Here is a 15,283-nt window from a genome sequence, read left to right on the forward strand (position 1 = left end):
TTGCGTATGGTCGCCAACACGCGTTCTTTCACCTACAGCCCACCCAGAAGCTTTCCCACCACCCTGCTATGGTCCTGGGCTCAAATCGTGCTACTACCATGAGAGTCCTCTTTGTGTCCAACGGTCCCACAGAGGACGCCATCGGGGCGCGGATCGCCCAGGAGCTAGGCCATGAGATCCTGGCCCTACCCCTGGTGGGCAAAGGAAAGGCCTACGAGGGCATCGCCCGGGAAATCCTTGGGCCACGTCAGGAGATGCCTTCAGGAGGGTTCATTTTTGGTAGTTGGCAGAATCTCTTCGCGGACCTTAAGACAGGCTTCCTCACCATGACCCTAAAGCAATGGCAGGCTGCCCGCTCCTCCCACGTGGATGCAGTGGTTGTCGTAGGTGACGCTTACGCCCTAACGGTTGGTCTTTGGGGAGCCAAGGGAAGCCCCGTCTACCACATTAACCCCCTGGTTTCCGCGTATTACCTCGAGGGAACCCCCTTGTGGGAGCTCCTTTTGGACTGGGGAGGAAGCGACTTCACCCCATATGAACGCTTTTTGCACCGCGCGGTGAGGGCGGTCTTTGTTCGGGACCAAAAGAGCCTGGAACGCCTTAGACATTTGGGGGTTCGCCACGCCTACTGGTACGGCAGTTTTGCCATGGATCTCTTACCGCCGCCAGAGCGCGACCTAGCCCCGCTATTGGGCGATGGCCCCCTCTTGGCTTTACTTCCGGGCACCAGAGGGGACGAGCGATTCAGCCTCCCCCTTATGCTGGAAGCAAGCCTTCACATCCCTTTAACCCCAGCGGTAGCCTGGGCTAAGAGCTGGGAGTCCCTTCCACCTCTGCCCGGTTGGCACCGCCAGGAAGAAGGCCCTGGTGCGCTTTGCCTTTCTAAGGAAGGCAAAACCGCTTGGATTCTCCAGGGGGCTTTCTCAGCCATCCTCCACCGTAGCGCGATCGCTTTGTCCACAGCGGGAACCGCCAGCGAGCAAGCGGCGGGACTAGGCATCCCGGTCATAAGCTTCCCCACCCCGGGTCCTCAGTACACCCGGGCCTTTGCGCGGCGGCAAAAAAGGCTCTTAGGCCCAGCCCTCCGCCTCGTCCAGCCCGATCCCCACCGAATAGCCGCCGAGGGTCTGCTCCTTTTGCACAGCAAGGAGGTCTATACCCAAGCCAGCCGAGCTGGGAAATCCCGCATTGGCCCACCCGGAGGCATCCCGGGTGCTGCGAGGCACATCCGAAGCTGCTTAGAAAAAGAGTTTAGGATAAGCTAGAACCGCATGCGCCTCTACCGTATAGGCCTGTTCACCGATGTCTACTTCCCCAACCCCAACGGGGTAACCACCAGCGTTTACCTCCTCCTTAGGGAGCTTAGGCGCATGGGGCACGAGGCCTGGGTGGTGGCACCCCACCATCCCGAGGCCCCTGAGCGCGAAGAAGGCGTGGTCCGGGTTCCTTCCGTGCCCTATCCCTTTTACGAGGGACAGCAGATTGCCCTGCCCTCCTCCCGTCATTTGCCCACGGAGTTTGAGGTCATTCATACCCACACCCCCCTAACCCTGGGCGTGTGGGGCCTCAGGATCGCGCGCAATAAAGAGCTCCCCCACGTATCCACCTTCCACACCCATTACGAAAAGTACGCCCACTACGTGCCAGGTCTCGCCGTCTTAGACAAATACACAGGAATCATTCCCAGGCTTGCCAAGGCTTTTTACAACCGGGTGGAGGTGGTCATCGCCCCCACCGAACCGGTAAAGCGGCTGGCAGAGGGCTACGGCATCCAAAGGCCCATACGGGTTATTCCCACGGGTATTGACAACCGTATCCTGGAAGAAGCACCCCTTCCCTCCCCCTCCCCCTGGCCCCAGGGCAAACGGCGCCTCATCACCGTGGGCCGGCTAGGGAAGGAAAAGTCCTTCGATGTGGTTTTGAAAGCTGTGGCCGAGTTGGCCCGGGAGGAGGATGTTTTCCTGGCGCACATTGGGGAAGGACCGGAGCTGGAAGCCTTGAAGCGCCTGGCGGAAACCCTGGGCATTGCGGATCGGGTTCGTTTCTTGGGCACGGTGCCCTACCGGTACATCGGGGGCTACTACCGGATGGCGGAGCTCTTCCTCTTCGCCAGCGAAACGGAAACCCAGGGGCTGGTGATCTGGGAGGCCCAGGCCATGGGGGTGCCGGTGGTGGCCGTGGGGGCAGAAGGGGTACTGGAGGGGGTAGTGGACGGCCAGACCGGGTACCTGGTGGCTCCAAAGGACTTCCAAGCCCTGGCAGCCAGGGCCTTGGAACTTCTGAAAGACGAGGAGAAGCGCCGACGCTTCAGCCTCGAGGCCCGAGCCTGGGCCATGGAACGCTCTGCGGAGCGGATCGCCGAAAAAATCGTAGCCGTATACGACGAAGCCAACGAGATCGTGCGGGTGGAACCCCGGAGGCTCATCTTTCCCTTCCCCCGTCTTCCCCGAAGTAGCCTCGAGGATCACCCAGGAGGTTTTTAACCTGCTGGGCCAAAAACCTCACCCACCCGCCCTTTAACCTCCTGGGCGAGGTGAGGACCAACGCCTCGGGCACATAACGCACCTTTCCCACCCGCTTAAGCTTCCACCCTAAAAGCACGTCCTCCCGGGCCTCCACCTCGGGAAATCCTCCCACCTCCAGGGCGGCTTCCCGCAAAAACATCATGTTGGCCCCGGCCAGGTTGGGCTTTCCCAGGAAGGCCATGAGGTTCAGGAAAGCCCGGTAGCCCCACTCGGAAACAAAAGCCGTCCAGGGAGAAACCCCATAGAACCGCAACGGACCGTAGAGGGCCACCACCCCTTCCCCATGCCGGGCTAGGGTCTGAAGCCAGGTGGGAAGGGGGATGGAGTCGGCATCGGTCATGGCCACCCACTCCCCACGGGCGGCCAGAAGCCCCGCCTGGCGGGCGTAGGCTACCCCCTTCCGGGGGCAATACACCACCCGCACCCCAAACCTCTCCGCCACCTCCCGGGTGCGGTCGGTGGAGGCATTGTCCACCACGATCACCTCAAAAGGCGGCAGCGTCTGCGCCAAAACCGCCTGCAAGGCTTTGGGCAAAAAAGCCTCCTCGTTGTGGGCGGGAATCACCACGCTGATGCGCACGGGTATACTTTAGCGTGTTTCGCTATCTGCCATGGGCCAGGGAGGGGCTTTTCGTATTCCTGCGCCTGGTCCTAGCTGTAGGCCTCATGGAGGGGGTACGAAGCGGTTATTTCGCGGGTCTTCTCCCCTTCTACGCTCCCGAGCACCTGGGGCTTGGCCCCGCCACCTTCACCCTGGCCTTCACCTTTCACCAGCTCTCCGAGAACCTCTCCAAAACCTTCGGAGGGCTCCTGGCGGAAAGGGTGGGGTTCGGCCGCACAGTCACCCTAGCGGCCTTCATTGGCCTTCTAGCTCTTCTCCTCACCCCCAAGGCCCACGCTGGCTGGCTTCTTTGGGGGCTCGCCATCCTCTGGGGCCTCACTATGTCCACCCTCTACCCTGGGCTCATGACCCTGGCGAGCCGCATCGCCGTGCCCGGGCGGGAGGCACGTGCCCTATCCTTTACCCTGACCCTGGTTATGCCCTGGGTGGGCATCGGCCTGGTGGGGGTGGGGCAGGTGGCCCAAAAAGAACCCGAGGCCGCCCTCACCCTGCTCATGGTGGCCCAAGGCGTGGTCCTCCTCCTTGCCCTAAGCCTCTTCCCCTTCCGCATCCCCATTCCCCAAGCCGTGCGGGAACCATACCCCTATAAGCGGCTTCTATTCTTTCTGCCCGCCGCCTTTGGCCAGACCTTCGCCCCCGCCTTGGTTTCCCTCTTCATCCTCCGCTATGCCAAGGAGGAGCTGGCCCTCGAGCCCATTGCCCTGGGAGGGCTTCTCCTTTTGGGGGGAGGCCTGGCCTTCGGCCTTTTGCCCTTCACCGGCCGGCAAGTGGACCGGAGGGGCTACCGCTTCGCCCTGGTGAGCGGGCTTCTCCTTTTGGCCCTGGTGATGGCCCGCCTGGCCTTTACCCCTAGCCCGGGCGAACTGGCCCTGCTGGCCGCCTTGGGCGGCCTGGGTTTCAGCCTGTTCCTGCCCGGGTGGAATGGCTTCCTGGCTAAGAACCTGCCCGAGGAAAACCGGGCGGCCGTATGGGGAGGGCTGATGACCGTGGAAGGGCTAGGGGTGGCCTTGGGACCTGCGGTGGGAGGTCTTTTATGGGAAACCTTGGGCATAAAGGCACCCTTTCTCGTAGGTAGCGCCACCTTTTTGCTTCTCAGCCTCTTTTACACGGTTCTTTTCTGGAGGATGCGGTGGAACTGATCCTGGCCTTGATCCTTCTACTCTATGGGCTTTCCGACCTCCTCTTTCGCTTTCTGGGCCTCGGAGCCTATGCCCACGCCTCGAGGCGCACCCCCAAGGTGGCCCTGACCTTCGACGACGGCCCCTCGGAGAGGACGGAAGCCCTCTTGGAGCTTTTGCGCCAGCACGGGGTCAAGGCCACCTTCTTCCTGACCGGGGAACGGGCCAAGGCCCGGCCGGACCTGGTGGAGGCCATCAAGCGCGAAGGCCACCAGGTGGAGGACCACGGGGAGTGGCACCAGGCCTGGAGGCTTTTCCTGCCCTGGGTGGAGTGGGAGCACATGCGCCGGAACCCCGGGCGCTACTACCGGCCTCCCCATGGACTCCACACCCCTTTTACCCGCCTCTTTGCCCGCCTCCTGGGCAAGCGCATCGCCCTGTGGGACCTGGAAAGCAAGGACTGGCTGGACCTTCCCCCTGAGGCCCTGGCGGAAAGGCTTCTTTACTACCTGCGCCCAGGGTCCATCGTCCTCCTCCACGATGGGCCGGAGCGCACCCTCAGGCTCCTGGAGCGGGTGGTTCCCGAGATGCTACGGCTGGGATACCAACCCGTCACCCTGGACGGCCTCGCCCCCTTACCCCTCACCCCGAGGCTCGCCCTTATCCGGGGGCTCCAGGGATTTGAGGAACGGTACAACGCCAAGCACCGGGTGGCCCGGGCGGGATACGGTCCCTTCGACCTCTTCCGGGTGGAGAAGAAGCCTTTTCCCGGACCCGATCTACCCGGGCTACCCCGGGTCACCCCCGCCTTGGAGCTCCATCTGGAAAGCCAGCGGAGCATGGAACTCTCCCCCCTCGAGGCCATCCGATACGTGCGAGAAAGCCTCAAGAAGGTGGCGGAACGGGTGGCTCAAGACCCCGAGGTGCGTTTGGTCTACGGCTACAGCTACCTGGCCCAGGGAGCCAGGCTCTTTGGCTTCCACACCCATCCCCTTCCCCCTTGGCCCCGTCTCGTGGCCACCCTGAGCAGCGCCTGGTTCTTTTGGCTGTACCGGGGGGAGCTGCCCAAGCCCGACCGCTCCTGGGCCGAGCTGGCCTACCTCAGCCGGGAGGAGGTTTTAAGGCGATTCCCACCGTCCACTCCCGCTTCCCCACCCCAGGCACCCGGTGAAGGGCAAACCCCGCCTCCTTGAGGGCCCGGCGGAAAACCCCTTGAGCGGAGTAGGTGGCAAGCCTTCCCCCACGCCGCAAAGCCCGGTGAAGCCCCTTTAGAACAGGCAAGGACCAAGGCCCCGGGTTCACCCGAGGGCTGAAGGGATCCAGGTAAACCGCCGTGGCCCAGTCCTGGGGAAGCTCCAAAGCCTCCACCTCCCCAAAGAGGATGCGAAGCTCGCCCCAAGGCCCAAGGAAGCAGGCATTGGGCCAGCCCTTAAGGATTTCCGCAAACACCTCCTCCGCCCTGGGAAGAGGGAGGCGCACCCGCGCGAGCACCTCCCGGGGTAGCGGCTCCCGTTCCACGGCCCAATAGCGAAGGTACACCCCCCGACCCAGGGTGCTTTCCAGGGTCACGCGGAAGTTCACCAAAAGCCCCAGGCCCACCTCGAGGACCCTGGGAGCGGGATGCAGATGGGTGAGGCTCTTCTCCAGGTAAAGCCGCCTGGCCTGGAGCAAGGCTCCCTGCCGGGGATGGTAGGCCTCCCCGTACCCTGGGTGGAAGAGGGTGGGGGTTCCATCCTGGGTGAGGATGGGCTCCACTCCCGTAGAATAGCCCCCATGGAGCTCAGCCTTCTGGACAAGCTCTCGGGAACCCTGGCCAACGCCGCCACCGTGACCCTGGGCACAGGGCTTGGCCTCATGCTTCGGGGCCGGCTCCCCGAACGCATGGCCCGCATCATGGTCCAGGGGGTGGGGCTCACCACCCTTTTTATCGGGTTCTCCATGGCCAGCGCCCTGGGAAAAGCCAAGGGCGGGGCCATAGACGGGGTGGTCCTGGGACTCATCGCCCTGGTGCTGGGAGGGCTTCTTGGGGAGTGGTGGCGGATTGAGGAGGCCCTCGAGGACATCGGGGAAAAGATCAAGCGGGCGGTAAGGGGCGGGGGAAGCTTCACCGAGGGCTTCGTGGCCGCAAGCCTTCTCTTTTGCGTGGGCCCCATGACCCTTCTCGGCTCCATCCAAAACGGCCTCACCGGGGATCCCAGTATCCTTCTTCTTAAGGCCACCCTGGACGGCCTTTCCGCCATCGCCCTCACCAGCTCCTTCGGCGTGGGTGTTGGGTTTAGCGTGCTGGTCATCCTCGGCTACCAAGGGGGTATCGCCCTTCTGGCCAGTACCCTGAGCCAGGTTCTCCCCAACCCCGCCCAGGACCCCCGGGTCCTCTTAGTGACCGGGGTAGGAGGGCTTATGGTGCTGGGGGTGGGGATCAACCTCCTGGGCCTCACCAAGGTGCGGGTGGGCTCCTTTCTTCCCGCCCTCCTCCTGGCCCCTTTGGTCTGGGCTTTGGCCAACTGGCTTTCGTAGGGCTTCCCGAGGGTAAAATGCGGGGCATGGAGCTATCCCCGGAGCTTCTGCGCAAACTGGAAAGCCTTGCCAAAATCCGGCTTTCCCCCGAGGAGGAAGCCTTGCTGCTATCGGATCTCAAGCGGATTCTGGAGTTCGTGGACGCCCTTCCCCAGGTGGGGGAAGCCTGGGAGGAGGAAGCCCAAGGCCGCCTCAGGGAGGATGAGCCCCTTCCTTCCCTTTCCCAGGAAGAGGCCCTAAAGGTAGCCCCCGAGGCTGAAGAGGGGTTTTTCCGGGTGCCCAAGGTGCTGGAGTAGCCATGGTGGACCTCAAGCATCTCCGCCGCAACCCCGAGGTCTATCGGGAAGCCATCCGCCTGAAGGGGGTGGCCCTGGATCTGGATTTCCTTCTGGCCCTGGACGCCGAGGTACAGGGCTTAAAGGCCCGGCTCCAGGAGCTTCAGACCGAGCGCAACCGCATCGCCAAGGAAGTCCCCAAGGCACCCCCTGAGGCGAGGCCCGACCTGGTGGCCCGGGGCAAGGCCCTGGCGGAGGAGGCCAAGAGGGTGGAGGAAGCCCTGAAGGAGAAGGAAGCCCAGCTCTGGGAACTTCTCCTTAAGGTGCCCCTTCCCCCCTGGCCAGGGGCTCCGGTGGGCCCTGACGACTCCGCCAACGTGGAGATCAAGCGGGTGGGAACCCCACCGGAGTTTTCCTTCCCTCCCCTGGACCACGTGAGCCTCCTGGAGAAAAACGGTTGGTGGGAACCCAGGATCAGCCAGGTTTCGGGAAGCCGCACCTATGCCTTGAGGGGGGACTTGGCCCTCTATGAGCTGGCCCTGATCCGCTTCGCCATGGACTTCATGGTGCGAAAGGGCTACACTCCCTTGACCCTTCCCTCCTACGCCAGGGAGAAGGCCTTCATCGGCACCGGGCACTTCCCGGCCGCCAGGGATCAGGTCTGGCCCATCGCCGGCACGGACCTCTACCTCACGGGCACCGCCGAGGTGGTCTTAAACGCCCTTCATAGCGGGGAGATTTTGCAGCAGGAAGAGCTTCCCAAGCGGTACGCCGGCTATGCTCCCGCCTTCCGCTCGGAAGCGGGCAGCTTCGGCAAGGACGTGCGGGGCCTCATGCGGGTGCACCAGTTCCATAAGGTGGAGCAGTACGTGCTCACCGAGGCAAGCCTCGAGGCCTCGGACCAAGCCTTCCAGGAGCTTTTGCAAAACGCCGAGGAAATCCTCGGCCTCCTGGAGCTTCCCTACCGCCTCCTGGAGGTTTCCACGGGGGACATGGGCCCGGGGAAGTGGCGGCAGGTGGACCTGGAGGTCTGGGTCCCCTCGGAGGGGCGGTACCGGGAAACCCACTCCTGCTCGGCCCTTCTGGACTGGCAGGCCCGGAGGGCAGACCTCCGCTACCGGGACAAGGAGGGCAGGGTGCAGTACGCCTACACCCTGAACAACACGGCCTTGGCCACCCCCAGGATCCTGGTGATGCTTTTGGAAAACCATCAGCTTCCCGATGGACGGGTGAGGGTACCCGAGGCCCTTATCCCCTACCTGGGCAAGGAGGTGCTGGAGCCATGCGTCTAGAGGCCGCAGAGCTTAGGATCCTGGAGCTACCGCTGAAGTTCCGGTTTGAAACCAGCTTCGGGGTGCAGACCAAGCGGACCATCCTCCTCCTGAGGCTTTTCGGAGAGGGCCTCGAGGGCCTAGGGGAAGGCGTGATGGAGAGGCTTCCCCTCTACCGGGAGGAGACCGTGGCCAGCGCCCGCTACCTCCTGGAGGAAGTCTTCCTGCCCCAGGTTCTGGGAAAGGACTTTCCCAACCCTGAGGCCCTAAGCCAGGCCCTCGCCCCTTTCCGGGGAAACCCCATGGCCAAAGCGGTCCTGGAGATGGCCTTCTGGGACCTCTTTGCCAAGGGTTTGGGAAAACCCCTTTGGCAGGTCCTGGGCGGGGTGCGGCAGGCGGTGGAGGTAGGCGTCTCCCTGGGCATCCAGCCCACAGTGGCGGACACCTTGAAGGCTGTGGAACGGCACCTTTCCGAGGGGTACCGGCGCATCAAGCTCAAGATCAAGCCGGGCTGGGACTACGAGGTGCTGAAAGCCGTGCGCCAGGCCTTCCCAGAAGCCACCCTAACCGCCGACGCCAACAGCGCCTACCGCCTCTCCGACTTCCCCCGGCTGAAACGGCTGGACGAGCTCTTTTTGGATTATATCGAGCAACCCTTGGGCCACGATGATCTCCTGGACCACGCCCGGCTCCAACGGGAAATCGCCACCCCCATCTGCCTGGACGAAAGCCTTACCTCCGCGGAAAAGGCGAGAAAGGCCATGGAGCTCATGGCGGGAAGGGTGTTCAACATCAAGCCGGCCCGGCTTGGGGGCCATGGGGAAAGCCTCAAGGTCCACGCCCTGGCCCAAAGCGCCGGGATTCCCCTTTGGATGGGGGGAATGCTGGAGGCTGGGGTGGGCCGGGCCCACAACCTCCACCTGGCCACCCTGCCCGCCTTCACCAAGCCCGGGGACGTGAGCTCGGCCAGCCGCTACTGGGAGGAGGACATCGTGGAGGAAGCCCTCGAGGCGGAGGAGGGCCTCATGCCCGTGCCCGAGGGTCCAGGTATCGGCGTGCACCTGAAGCTTCCCTTGGTGGAGCGAATCACCCTATGGCAGAGGTACATGTCCGCGAGCTAAAGGGCCCCGAGGAGATGGAGGCCGTGGTGGAGCTCCAGCGGGAGGTCTGGGGCCGCGCGGAAAGCGATCTGGTGCCAAGGGGCCTTCTCATCGCGGTTCAGGATGAAGGGGGCCTGGTGGCGGGAGCCTTCGTGGAAGGACGGATGGTGGGCTTCGTCTTTGGCTTCCCCACCCAAGACCCCACCCTGCAGCACTCCCATATGCTGGGGGTTCTGGAAGCCTACCGGGGCACGGGGGCCGCGCTTTGGCTAAAACGCTTCCAGCGGGACTGGTGCCTGGCCCGGGGAATAAAGAAGGTGGTCTGGACCTTCGACCCCTTAAGGGGGGTAAACGCCAACTTCAACCTGAGGAAGCTTGGGGCCACCGCCAAAACCTACCTTCCCGACCATTATGGTCCCATGACGGGCATCAACGCCGGGGCCCCCTCGGACCGGCTTCTGGCGGAGTGGGAGCTCCTCTCGGAAAGGGTCTACACCCGCATCTACACCCCACCACCTGAACCCCTGGTGGAAGGGTTGCCCCAGGCCAACCGGGTGGAGGAGGAAAAGCCCCTGGAGGCTTTCTTGGACCTCGAGGGCCCTCGCCTCCTCTTCCAGATCCCCGAGGACTGGGGAAGGATCCTGCGGGAAGACCCAGCCCTGGCCCTGGCGTGGCGGGAACATAGCCGCCTGGTCCTAGGCCACTACCTCGCCCAGGGCTACCGGGCCGTGGACTTCGCCCGAAACCCCAACCGCTATGTTCTGGCTAAGGACTGAGCTCTGGACCGCCGAGGTGGTCTACACGGGTTTCGGCACCCCCATGCTCCGGGGGGCCATAGCGGTCCAGGGACCCACCGTGGTGGGCCAGGGAAGCCTGGAGGAGCTTCGGGCGCGCTTCCCCCAGGCGGAAGTGGTCCACAAGGGAAAGGCCCTCTTCCCACCCCCGGTGAACGCCCACACCCACCTGGATCTTTCCCTCCACCCCCTTTACCAGGGACCCTTTCCCGGCTTCATCCCCCATGTGGTGGCCCATCGGGAAAAGCGGGGGCTGGAGGCAGCAAGGCAAGGTCTGGAGGAACTCCTGCGCTCCGGGGCAGGGGCCTTCGCCGACGTGGTGTTTAAGGACGAGGTCATGGAGTTCCTGCTCCGCGAAAGCCCCCTGCCGGGGGTGGCCTTCTACGAGGTCTTCGCCCCGGATCCCGAGGACGCCGAGGAAGTGTTCCAGCAGGTCCAGGCTAAGGTCAAGGCCTGGCGGCGCCTGGAAGGACGGGTGAGGGTGGGGCTTTCCCCCCATGCCCCCTACTCGGTGAGCGCACCCCTGTTGCAGCGGCTCGCCCAGTACGCCAGGGCCGAGGGCCTTCCCCTCATGATCCACGCAGGGGAAAGCCAGGAAGAAGCGGCCTTCCTGCAAAAAGGAGAGGGTTTCTTAACCCAGATCCACGGACGCTTCAGCCGAACCCCCTTTGAACCCCCGGGCCTAACCCCCATCCGCTACCTTCGGGCCCTTGGCGCCTTGGGCCCCAACACCCTTTTGGTCCACGGGGTGCAGGTGGACGAGGAAGAGGTGAGGATGCTGGCGGATTCCGGCACCAAGGTCATCCTCTGCCCTCGGTCCAACGCTTACCTGGAGGTGGGGGAGGCTTCCATCCACCTCTACGCCCGCCATGGGGTGGAGCTGGCCCTGGGCACGGACTCCCGGGCCAGCAGCCCAGACCTGGACGTACAAAACGAGGCCCTTTTCCTCTGGGAGAAGGTGGATCCCCGGCTTCTCATCCGGGCCTTGACCCGGGGAGGGTACCGGGCCCTGGGCCTTCCCACCCCCCGCCTGACCCGGGGAAGCCCCGCCAGTCTGGTACACTCCCTTTGATGCGCCCCCTGGGCCGCGGCCCCCAGCTCAACTTCCCCACCCTCTGGGACCAGGAGGTCCGGCATACGGGACCCCTCATCCTCTATAGCGCCTTCACCGGAGCCCTGGCCGGGCTCCTCCTGGCCTTCCTGAACGCCTTGCTTAGGGCCTTGACCGAGGCCTTGGGCCTTTTCTTCGGGTACCTGGCCCCCGAACCCCCCGGGGAAGGAGGTCTGGCCCAGGCCTTCACCGGACCATCCCTCTGGCCCCTTGCCTTCCTCCTGCCCCTCCTCTTCGCCCTCACCAGCCTCCTGGGAACCGGGCAGGGGCTTGCCGCCTTTCTTCTCCAGGCCCGGGAGGACCGTCCGAGCCCTCCATCCTCCCACCTGCGGGCCGTTTTGGGAGGGATACTCCAGCTTTCCCTCTATTCCCCCATGGGGCGCGAGGGTCCCTTTGGGGTGCTGGGGCTTTGGCTGGGCCGGGGTTTGGACCGGCGCTTTCCTCGGCTGGGCGGGGGGCTCGCCTTTGCCGGGCTCGCCGCCGGGCTTGGAGCCAGCCTGCACGCTCCCGTGGCCGGGGCCCTCCTGGCCACGGAGATTCTTTACCGGAGCCTGCTCCTCGAGGCCCGGGCCCTTACCCCAGCCTTGATCGGGGCCTTGGCTGGTTTTGCCGTCTACGGGGCCTTCTACGGCTACACTCCCCTTCTAACCTTCCAGGCCCAGGTGGATATGGGTGCCCTCCCTGCCGGCGCCCTGGTAGGGCTGGTGGCCGCTGCCCTGGCCACCCTTTGGGTGGAAGGCTCCCGCTTTCTGGAAGGCCGCATCCGCCCTCTTCCCTATCCCTGGCGCCATGCCCTTTTGGGCCTGGCCTTAGCCCTGGCCCTCCTCGTTCTGCCCGAAGCCTTGGGGAGTGGCCTGGGCTGGGTAGCCGTGGCCACCACTCCCCTTCTGCCCCCCCTAGCCGTGCTGTCTCTCCTTTTCGCCAAGCTCCTCCTTCTCCTCCTGGCCAGCGGGATAAGGGCCTACGGGGGCCCCTACACCCCTGCCCTGGTCCTGGGAGGGCTCTTGGGAGCTTTCCTGGCCCATCTGCCGGGCCCGCTGGCCCTTCCTCCTGAAACCCTGGCCCTGGCCGGGGGTGTGGCGGTGCTGGCGGGGGTAGCCCGCGCTCCTTTCGCCGCCACCGTTCTGGCAGCGGAGTGGGGCGGATACGCCACCTTGCCCCTAGTCCTCCCCGCAGTGCTCCTGGCCTACGTGCTCACCCCCGCCTACAATCCCGCGGAAGGCGTTAGGGAAGAGCAGGCCACGCCGGAGGTGAGTCCGTCTGAAACGCCTCCGCAAAGGGAACCCCCGCCTCCCGACCCCGAAGGCGCCGGCGGGCGCGAAACTCCTCCAGGGTAAAGGGCCAGCGGTAGAACTCCTGGTAAAAGGCAAACACCGCTTCGGCCACCTCTTGGGTGGCGGTGGTATCCACGTAGAGCCACGGTCTCACAAGCTCCTTCCTGGGATAGTGGTAAAGCCGTACCGGCTTCCGGTGCGCTTCCCCCACGAGTTTGGGTATGCGGCAAAACTTTAAGGCGGAAAGGACCGCCTGATGGGTGGCCCGGTGGTCAGGGTGGACGTCCAGGGGATCCCAGGTGATCACCGCATCCGGCCGAAACTCGGCCATCAACCGAGCCAAGGCCAGGGCTTCCTCCCTGCCCCCGGTGAGAAAGGTATCGCGAAAGGGTAGAAAACGGTACTCGGCCCCGATCAACCGGGCCACATGGGCCCCGTGCCCCTCCCGTATCTCGGCCACCCTGTCCTCTTCCAGCTCCCCGAACTGGCTCGCCAACTCCCCCTTGGTCATCCAGACCAAAAGCACCCGGTCCCCCCGCCGGGCGTGGAGGGCCAGGGTGCCTGAAGCCCCGATCTCGTCATCGGGATGGGCGAACACCGCCATCAGATTCACAACTCCCAGTCTACCCGTCTTGTGCCAAAGGCCTAAACCCCTTAGCATGGAGCCCAACTATGGTCCGGGGCATCAGGGGTGCCATCACCGTGGAGGAGGATACGCCGGAGGCCATCCATCAAGCCACGCGGGAGCTTCTCCTTAAGATGCTGGAGGCAAACGGCATCCAAAGCCATGAGGAGCTGGCAGCCATCATCTTCACGGTTACGGAGGACCTACATTCGGCCTTCCCCGCCGAGGCTGCCCGCCAGATAGGCATGCACCGGGTTCCCCTGCTGTCCGCCCGGGAGGTGCCGGTGCCAGGAAGCCTGCCCCGGGTGATCCGGGTCCTGGCCCTTTGGAACACCGACACCCCCCAGGACCAGGTACGCCACGTGTACCTTAGGGATGCGGTGCGCCTGAGGCCCGACCTGGAAAGCGCCCAGTAACGCTACCCCTCTTGAGCGGAAAGGGGTACAGGCTAGAAACCGAGGACCTCGGCCCAGGGGGTAGGGGCCTTGGGGCTCACGTAGCCGGTATCCATCTGGGCCAGCTGGAGGCGGCCCGAGTACTCCTCGTTCACCGCATGCCAGTAGGTGTACTCCTCTATGACCCAAATCCCGGATTCCCGGGCCCCATTGCCGCTCGCCTTCACCCCGCCGAAGGGCAGGTGGGCCTCGGCGCCCACGGTGGTGTTGTTGATGCTGGTCATCCCCGCCCGGATGCCCACCTTGAAGAGGTAGGCCCAGTGGCGGTGGTTGGTGTAAATGGCGCTGGATAGGCCGTAGGGTGTGGCGTTGGCCACCTCGATGGCCTCCTCGATGCCGTCCACCTTAACCAGGTTGATGGTGGGGCCGAAGATCTCCTCGGCGAACTGGCGCATGCCGGGCCTGGCCTCCCACACCGTGGGCCAGCCGTAAAGACCCGCCTCGGGGTCGCCCTGGAAGCGGGGGTAGGGGTTTTCCCGGGTGATCCGCCCCTGGCCAAAGAGCAAGGTAGCCCCATCCTCCTGCCCCCAGGTGTAGTGTTCCAGCCAGCGCTGGAACAAACGCTCGTTGATGAAGGGGCCGTAGGTGACCTCGAGGTGGAGAAGAGGGTTGCCCACCACCGTGGCCTCGGTCCTTTCCAGGAAGCGCTTCCTGAACTCCTCGTAGATGGGGGCATCCACCAGGATGTTCCCCGCCGAGGTGCACCGCTGCCCCCCGGTGGCGAAGGCACTCCACCAGGCCCCTTCCACCGCCAAATCCAGATCGGCATCCCGCATCACCACCAGGGGGTTCTTTCCCCCAAGCTCCAAGGTGGGCCGGATCAGGTTCCGCCCCGCCACCTCCCCGATCCAGCGCCCCACCTTGGTGCTACCGGTGAAGGCGAACTTGTTGAGGAGACCCTCGTCCATGAGTTCCACCAGCCACTGGCCCGTGGAGTCCTTCCCCCCTCCAAAGACCACGTTGATGACCCCGGGAGGGAGGCCCGCCTCCTCAAAGAGCTTGACGAAGATATAGGATAGAACCGGGGAGTCATCGGAAGGCTTCCAGACCACGGTGTTGCCCGCAAGGACCGCAGGGATCAGCTTCCAGCTGGGCACGGCGATGGGGAAGTTCCCGGCGGTGATCATCCCCACCACCCCCAAAGGCCTGCGGAAGGTGAAGAGCTCCTTGTTCCGCATCTCGCTGGGCACGGTCTGGCCGTAAAGCCTCCGGCCCTCGGAGGCAAAGAAGATGGCGGTGTCAATGGCCTCCTGGACATCTCCCCCCGCCTCCTTGAAGGTCTTCCCCACCTCCCTGACCATCAGCCGGGTCAAGGTGGGCTTCTCCCGTTCCAGGATCTTGGCCAGGTTGAAAAGAACCTGCCCCCGCACGGGCGCCGGGGTCTCGCTCCACTCCTTGAAGGCCTCCCGCGCCTTTAGGGCGGCTTTCCTCAGGGTTTCCTTGGTGCCCTCGGGGAAACGGGCCACCAGGTCCTCGAGGTCCGAGGGATTCCGCCTCTCCAGAACCCTCCCTTCAAAGACCTCCTCCCCCCCGATGAGGTGGCCGAACTCCAGGGTGTTCCCGTACTTGCTGGAAAAAGCCTTCATGACAACCTCC

General features: G+C 64.5%; 16 protein-coding genes. 12 read left to right on the forward strand and 4 right to left on the reverse strand.

The features are described from left to right. The first annotated feature begins 98 nt into the window (after nt 1–98). Together KQ693_RS09695 and KQ693_RS09700 are read left to right on the forward strand one after the other, a co-directional pair. Entirely contained in the window at nt 99–1,265 is a 1,167-nt protein-coding gene (locus tag KQ693_RS09695) for a lipid-A-disaccharide synthase-related protein (RefSeq protein WP_267261107.1), read from the forward strand. A gap of 6 nt (nt 1,266–1,271) precedes the next feature. Beyond that, nucleotides 1,272–2,483 (forward strand): glycosyltransferase family 4 protein, encoded by a 1,212-nt coding sequence (locus KQ693_RS09700; RefSeq protein WP_267261108.1) that lies wholly within the window; start codon nt 1,272–1,274, stop codon nt 2,481–2,483. Here the strand turns inward: KQ693_RS09700 and KQ693_RS09705 are convergent. Continuing rightward, nucleotides 2,422–3,105, reverse strand: a complete 684-nt coding sequence (locus KQ693_RS09705) for a glycosyltransferase family 2 protein (RefSeq protein WP_054391685.1) — start codon at nt 3,103–3,105, stop codon at nt 2,422–2,424. The genes KQ693_RS09700 and KQ693_RS09705 overlap by 62 nt on opposite strands. A 14-nt stretch (nt 3,106–3,119) precedes the next feature. On the opposite strand from KQ693_RS09705, the gene KQ693_RS09710 reads away from it, so the two are divergent. Continuing rightward, nucleotides 3,120–4,286, forward strand: coding sequence for an MFS transporter (locus KQ693_RS09710; protein WP_015717222.1), 1,167 nt, complete (start codon nt 3,120–3,122; stop codon nt 4,284–4,286). After that, the gene (locus KQ693_RS09715; RefSeq protein ID WP_267261109.1) at nt 4,277–5,458 is read left to right on the forward strand and encodes a polysaccharide deacetylase family protein; all 1,182 of its coding nucleotides are present in this window, start codon (nt 4,277–4,279) and stop codon (nt 5,456–5,458) included. The genes KQ693_RS09710 and KQ693_RS09715 overlap by 10 nt, the downstream gene beginning before the upstream one ends. Here the strand turns inward: KQ693_RS09715 and mnmC2 are convergent. Next, entirely contained in the window at nt 5,367–6,020 is a 654-nt protein-coding gene (gene mnmC2 / locus KQ693_RS09720; protein WP_267261110.1) for a tRNA (5-methylaminomethyl-2-thiouridine)(34)-methyltransferase MnmC2, read from the reverse strand. The genes KQ693_RS09715 and mnmC2 overlap by 92 nt on opposite strands. A gap of 18 nt (nt 6,021–6,038) precedes the next feature. Between mnmC2 and KQ693_RS09725 the strand changes: the two genes are divergently transcribed. Genes KQ693_RS09725 through KQ693_RS09755 form a run of 7 tightly spaced genes read left to right on the forward strand, consistent with a single transcriptional unit; the run spans nt 6,039 to nt 12,670 of the window. After that, on the forward strand, nt 6,039–6,782 hold the full coding sequence (locus tag KQ693_RS09725; RefSeq protein ID WP_267261111.1) for a DUF554 domain-containing protein: 744 nt from the start codon (nt 6,039–6,041) through the stop codon (nt 6,780–6,782). A 26-nt stretch (nt 6,783–6,808) separates the two neighbouring features. Then, complete coding sequence (gene gatC, locus KQ693_RS09730) at nt 6,809–7,078, forward strand: Asp-tRNA(Asn)/Glu-tRNA(Gln) amidotransferase subunit GatC (protein ID WP_267261112.1); 270 nt, start codon at nt 6,809–6,811, stop codon at nt 7,076–7,078. A 2-nt stretch (nt 7,079–7,080) separates the two neighbouring features. Then, nucleotides 7,081–8,349 carry a serine--tRNA ligase gene (gene serS / locus KQ693_RS09735; protein WP_219759616.1) on the forward strand — a complete coding sequence of 423 codons (1,269 nt, stop codon included), beginning with the start codon at nt 7,081–7,083 and terminating at the stop codon, nt 8,347–8,349. After that, on the forward strand, nt 8,340–9,449 hold the full coding sequence (menC, locus tag KQ693_RS09740) for an o-succinylbenzoate synthase (protein ID WP_267261113.1): 1,110 nt from the start codon (nt 8,340–8,342) through the stop codon (nt 9,447–9,449). The genes serS and menC overlap by 10 nt, the downstream gene beginning before the upstream one ends. Continuing rightward, the gene (locus KQ693_RS09745; protein WP_267261114.1) at nt 9,422–10,204 is read left to right on the forward strand and encodes a GNAT family N-acetyltransferase; all 783 of its coding nucleotides are present in this window, start codon (nt 9,422–9,424) and stop codon (nt 10,202–10,204) included. Before menC ends, KQ693_RS09745 begins: the two co-directional genes overlap by 28 nt. After that, nucleotides 10,185–11,294, forward strand: coding sequence for an amidohydrolase family protein (locus KQ693_RS09750; RefSeq protein WP_267261115.1), 1,110 nt, complete (start codon nt 10,185–10,187; stop codon nt 11,292–11,294). Before KQ693_RS09745 ends, KQ693_RS09750 begins: the two co-directional genes overlap by 20 nt. Continuing rightward, a complete protein-coding gene (locus KQ693_RS09755; protein ID WP_267261116.1) occupies nt 11,294–12,670 on the forward strand; it encodes a chloride channel protein in 1,377 nt (458 codons plus the stop codon). Before KQ693_RS09750 ends, KQ693_RS09755 begins: the two co-directional genes overlap by 1 nt. Here KQ693_RS09755 and KQ693_RS09760 read toward each other — a convergent pair. Then, entirely contained in the window at nt 12,558–13,211 is a 654-nt protein-coding gene (locus KQ693_RS09760; RefSeq protein ID WP_267262378.1) for a PIG-L deacetylase family protein, read from the reverse strand. The two genes, KQ693_RS09755 and KQ693_RS09760, sit on opposite strands and share 113 nt — an antisense overlap. A gap of 68 nt (nt 13,212–13,279) precedes the next feature. On the opposite strand from KQ693_RS09760, the gene aroH reads away from it, so the two are divergent. Then, nucleotides 13,280–13,648, forward strand: coding sequence for a chorismate mutase (gene aroH, locus KQ693_RS09765; protein WP_015717231.1), 369 nt, complete (start codon nt 13,280–13,282; stop codon nt 13,646–13,648). A gap of 32 nt (nt 13,649–13,680) precedes the next feature. Here aroH and KQ693_RS09770 read toward each other — a convergent pair whose 3' ends face one another. After that, nucleotides 13,681–15,273, reverse strand: coding sequence for an aldehyde dehydrogenase family protein (locus KQ693_RS09770; protein WP_267261117.1), 1,593 nt, complete (start codon nt 15,271–15,273; stop codon nt 13,681–13,683). Nucleotides 15,274–15,283: the final 10 nt, after the last annotated feature.

It is taken from the genome of Thermus brevis, assembly GCF_026427635.1.
Lineage (GTDB): Bacteria > Deinococcota > Deinococci > Deinococcales > Thermaceae > Thermus > Thermus antranikianii.

Excerpts from the sequence above, each read along its gene's own strand:
- KQ693_RS09695 (WP_267261107.1), top strand. The coding sequence starts at position 99 with ATGAGAGTCCTCTTTGTGTCCAACGGTCCCACAGAGGACGCCATCGGG.
- KQ693_RS09700 (WP_267261108.1), top strand. The coding sequence starts at position 1,272 with ATGCGCCTCTACCGTATAGGCCTGTTCACCGATGTCTACTTCCCCAAC.
- KQ693_RS09725 (WP_267261111.1), top strand. The coding sequence starts at position 6,039 with ATGGAGCTCAGCCTTCTGGACAAGCTCTCGGGAACCCTGGCCAACGCC.
- gatC (WP_267261112.1), top strand. The coding sequence starts at position 6,809 with ATGGAGCTATCCCCGGAGCTTCTGCGCAAACTGGAAAGCCTTGCCAAA.
- serS (WP_219759616.1), top strand. The coding sequence starts at position 7,081 with ATGGTGGACCTCAAGCATCTCCGCCGCAACCCCGAGGTCTATCGGGAA.
- menC (WP_267261113.1), top strand. The coding sequence starts at position 8,340 with ATGCGTCTAGAGGCCGCAGAGCTTAGGATCCTGGAGCTACCGCTGAAG.
- KQ693_RS09745 (WP_267261114.1), top strand. The coding sequence starts at position 9,422 with ATGGCAGAGGTACATGTCCGCGAGCTAAAGGGCCCCGAGGAGATGGAG.
- KQ693_RS09750 (WP_267261115.1), top strand. The coding sequence starts at position 10,185 with ATGTTCTGGCTAAGGACTGAGCTCTGGACCGCCGAGGTGGTCTACACG.
- KQ693_RS09755 (WP_267261116.1), top strand. The coding sequence starts at position 11,294 with ATGCGCCCCCTGGGCCGCGGCCCCCAGCTCAACTTCCCCACCCTCTGG.
- KQ693_RS09760 (WP_267262378.1), bottom strand. The coding sequence starts at position 13,211 with ATGGCGGTGTTCGCCCATCCCGATGACGAGATCGGGGCTTCAGGCACC.
- aroH (WP_015717231.1), top strand. The coding sequence starts at position 13,280 with ATGGTCCGGGGCATCAGGGGTGCCATCACCGTGGAGGAGGATACGCCG.
- KQ693_RS09770 (WP_267261117.1), bottom strand. The coding sequence starts at position 15,273 with ATGAAGGCTTTTTCCAGCAAGTACGGGAACACCCTGGAGTTCGGCCAC.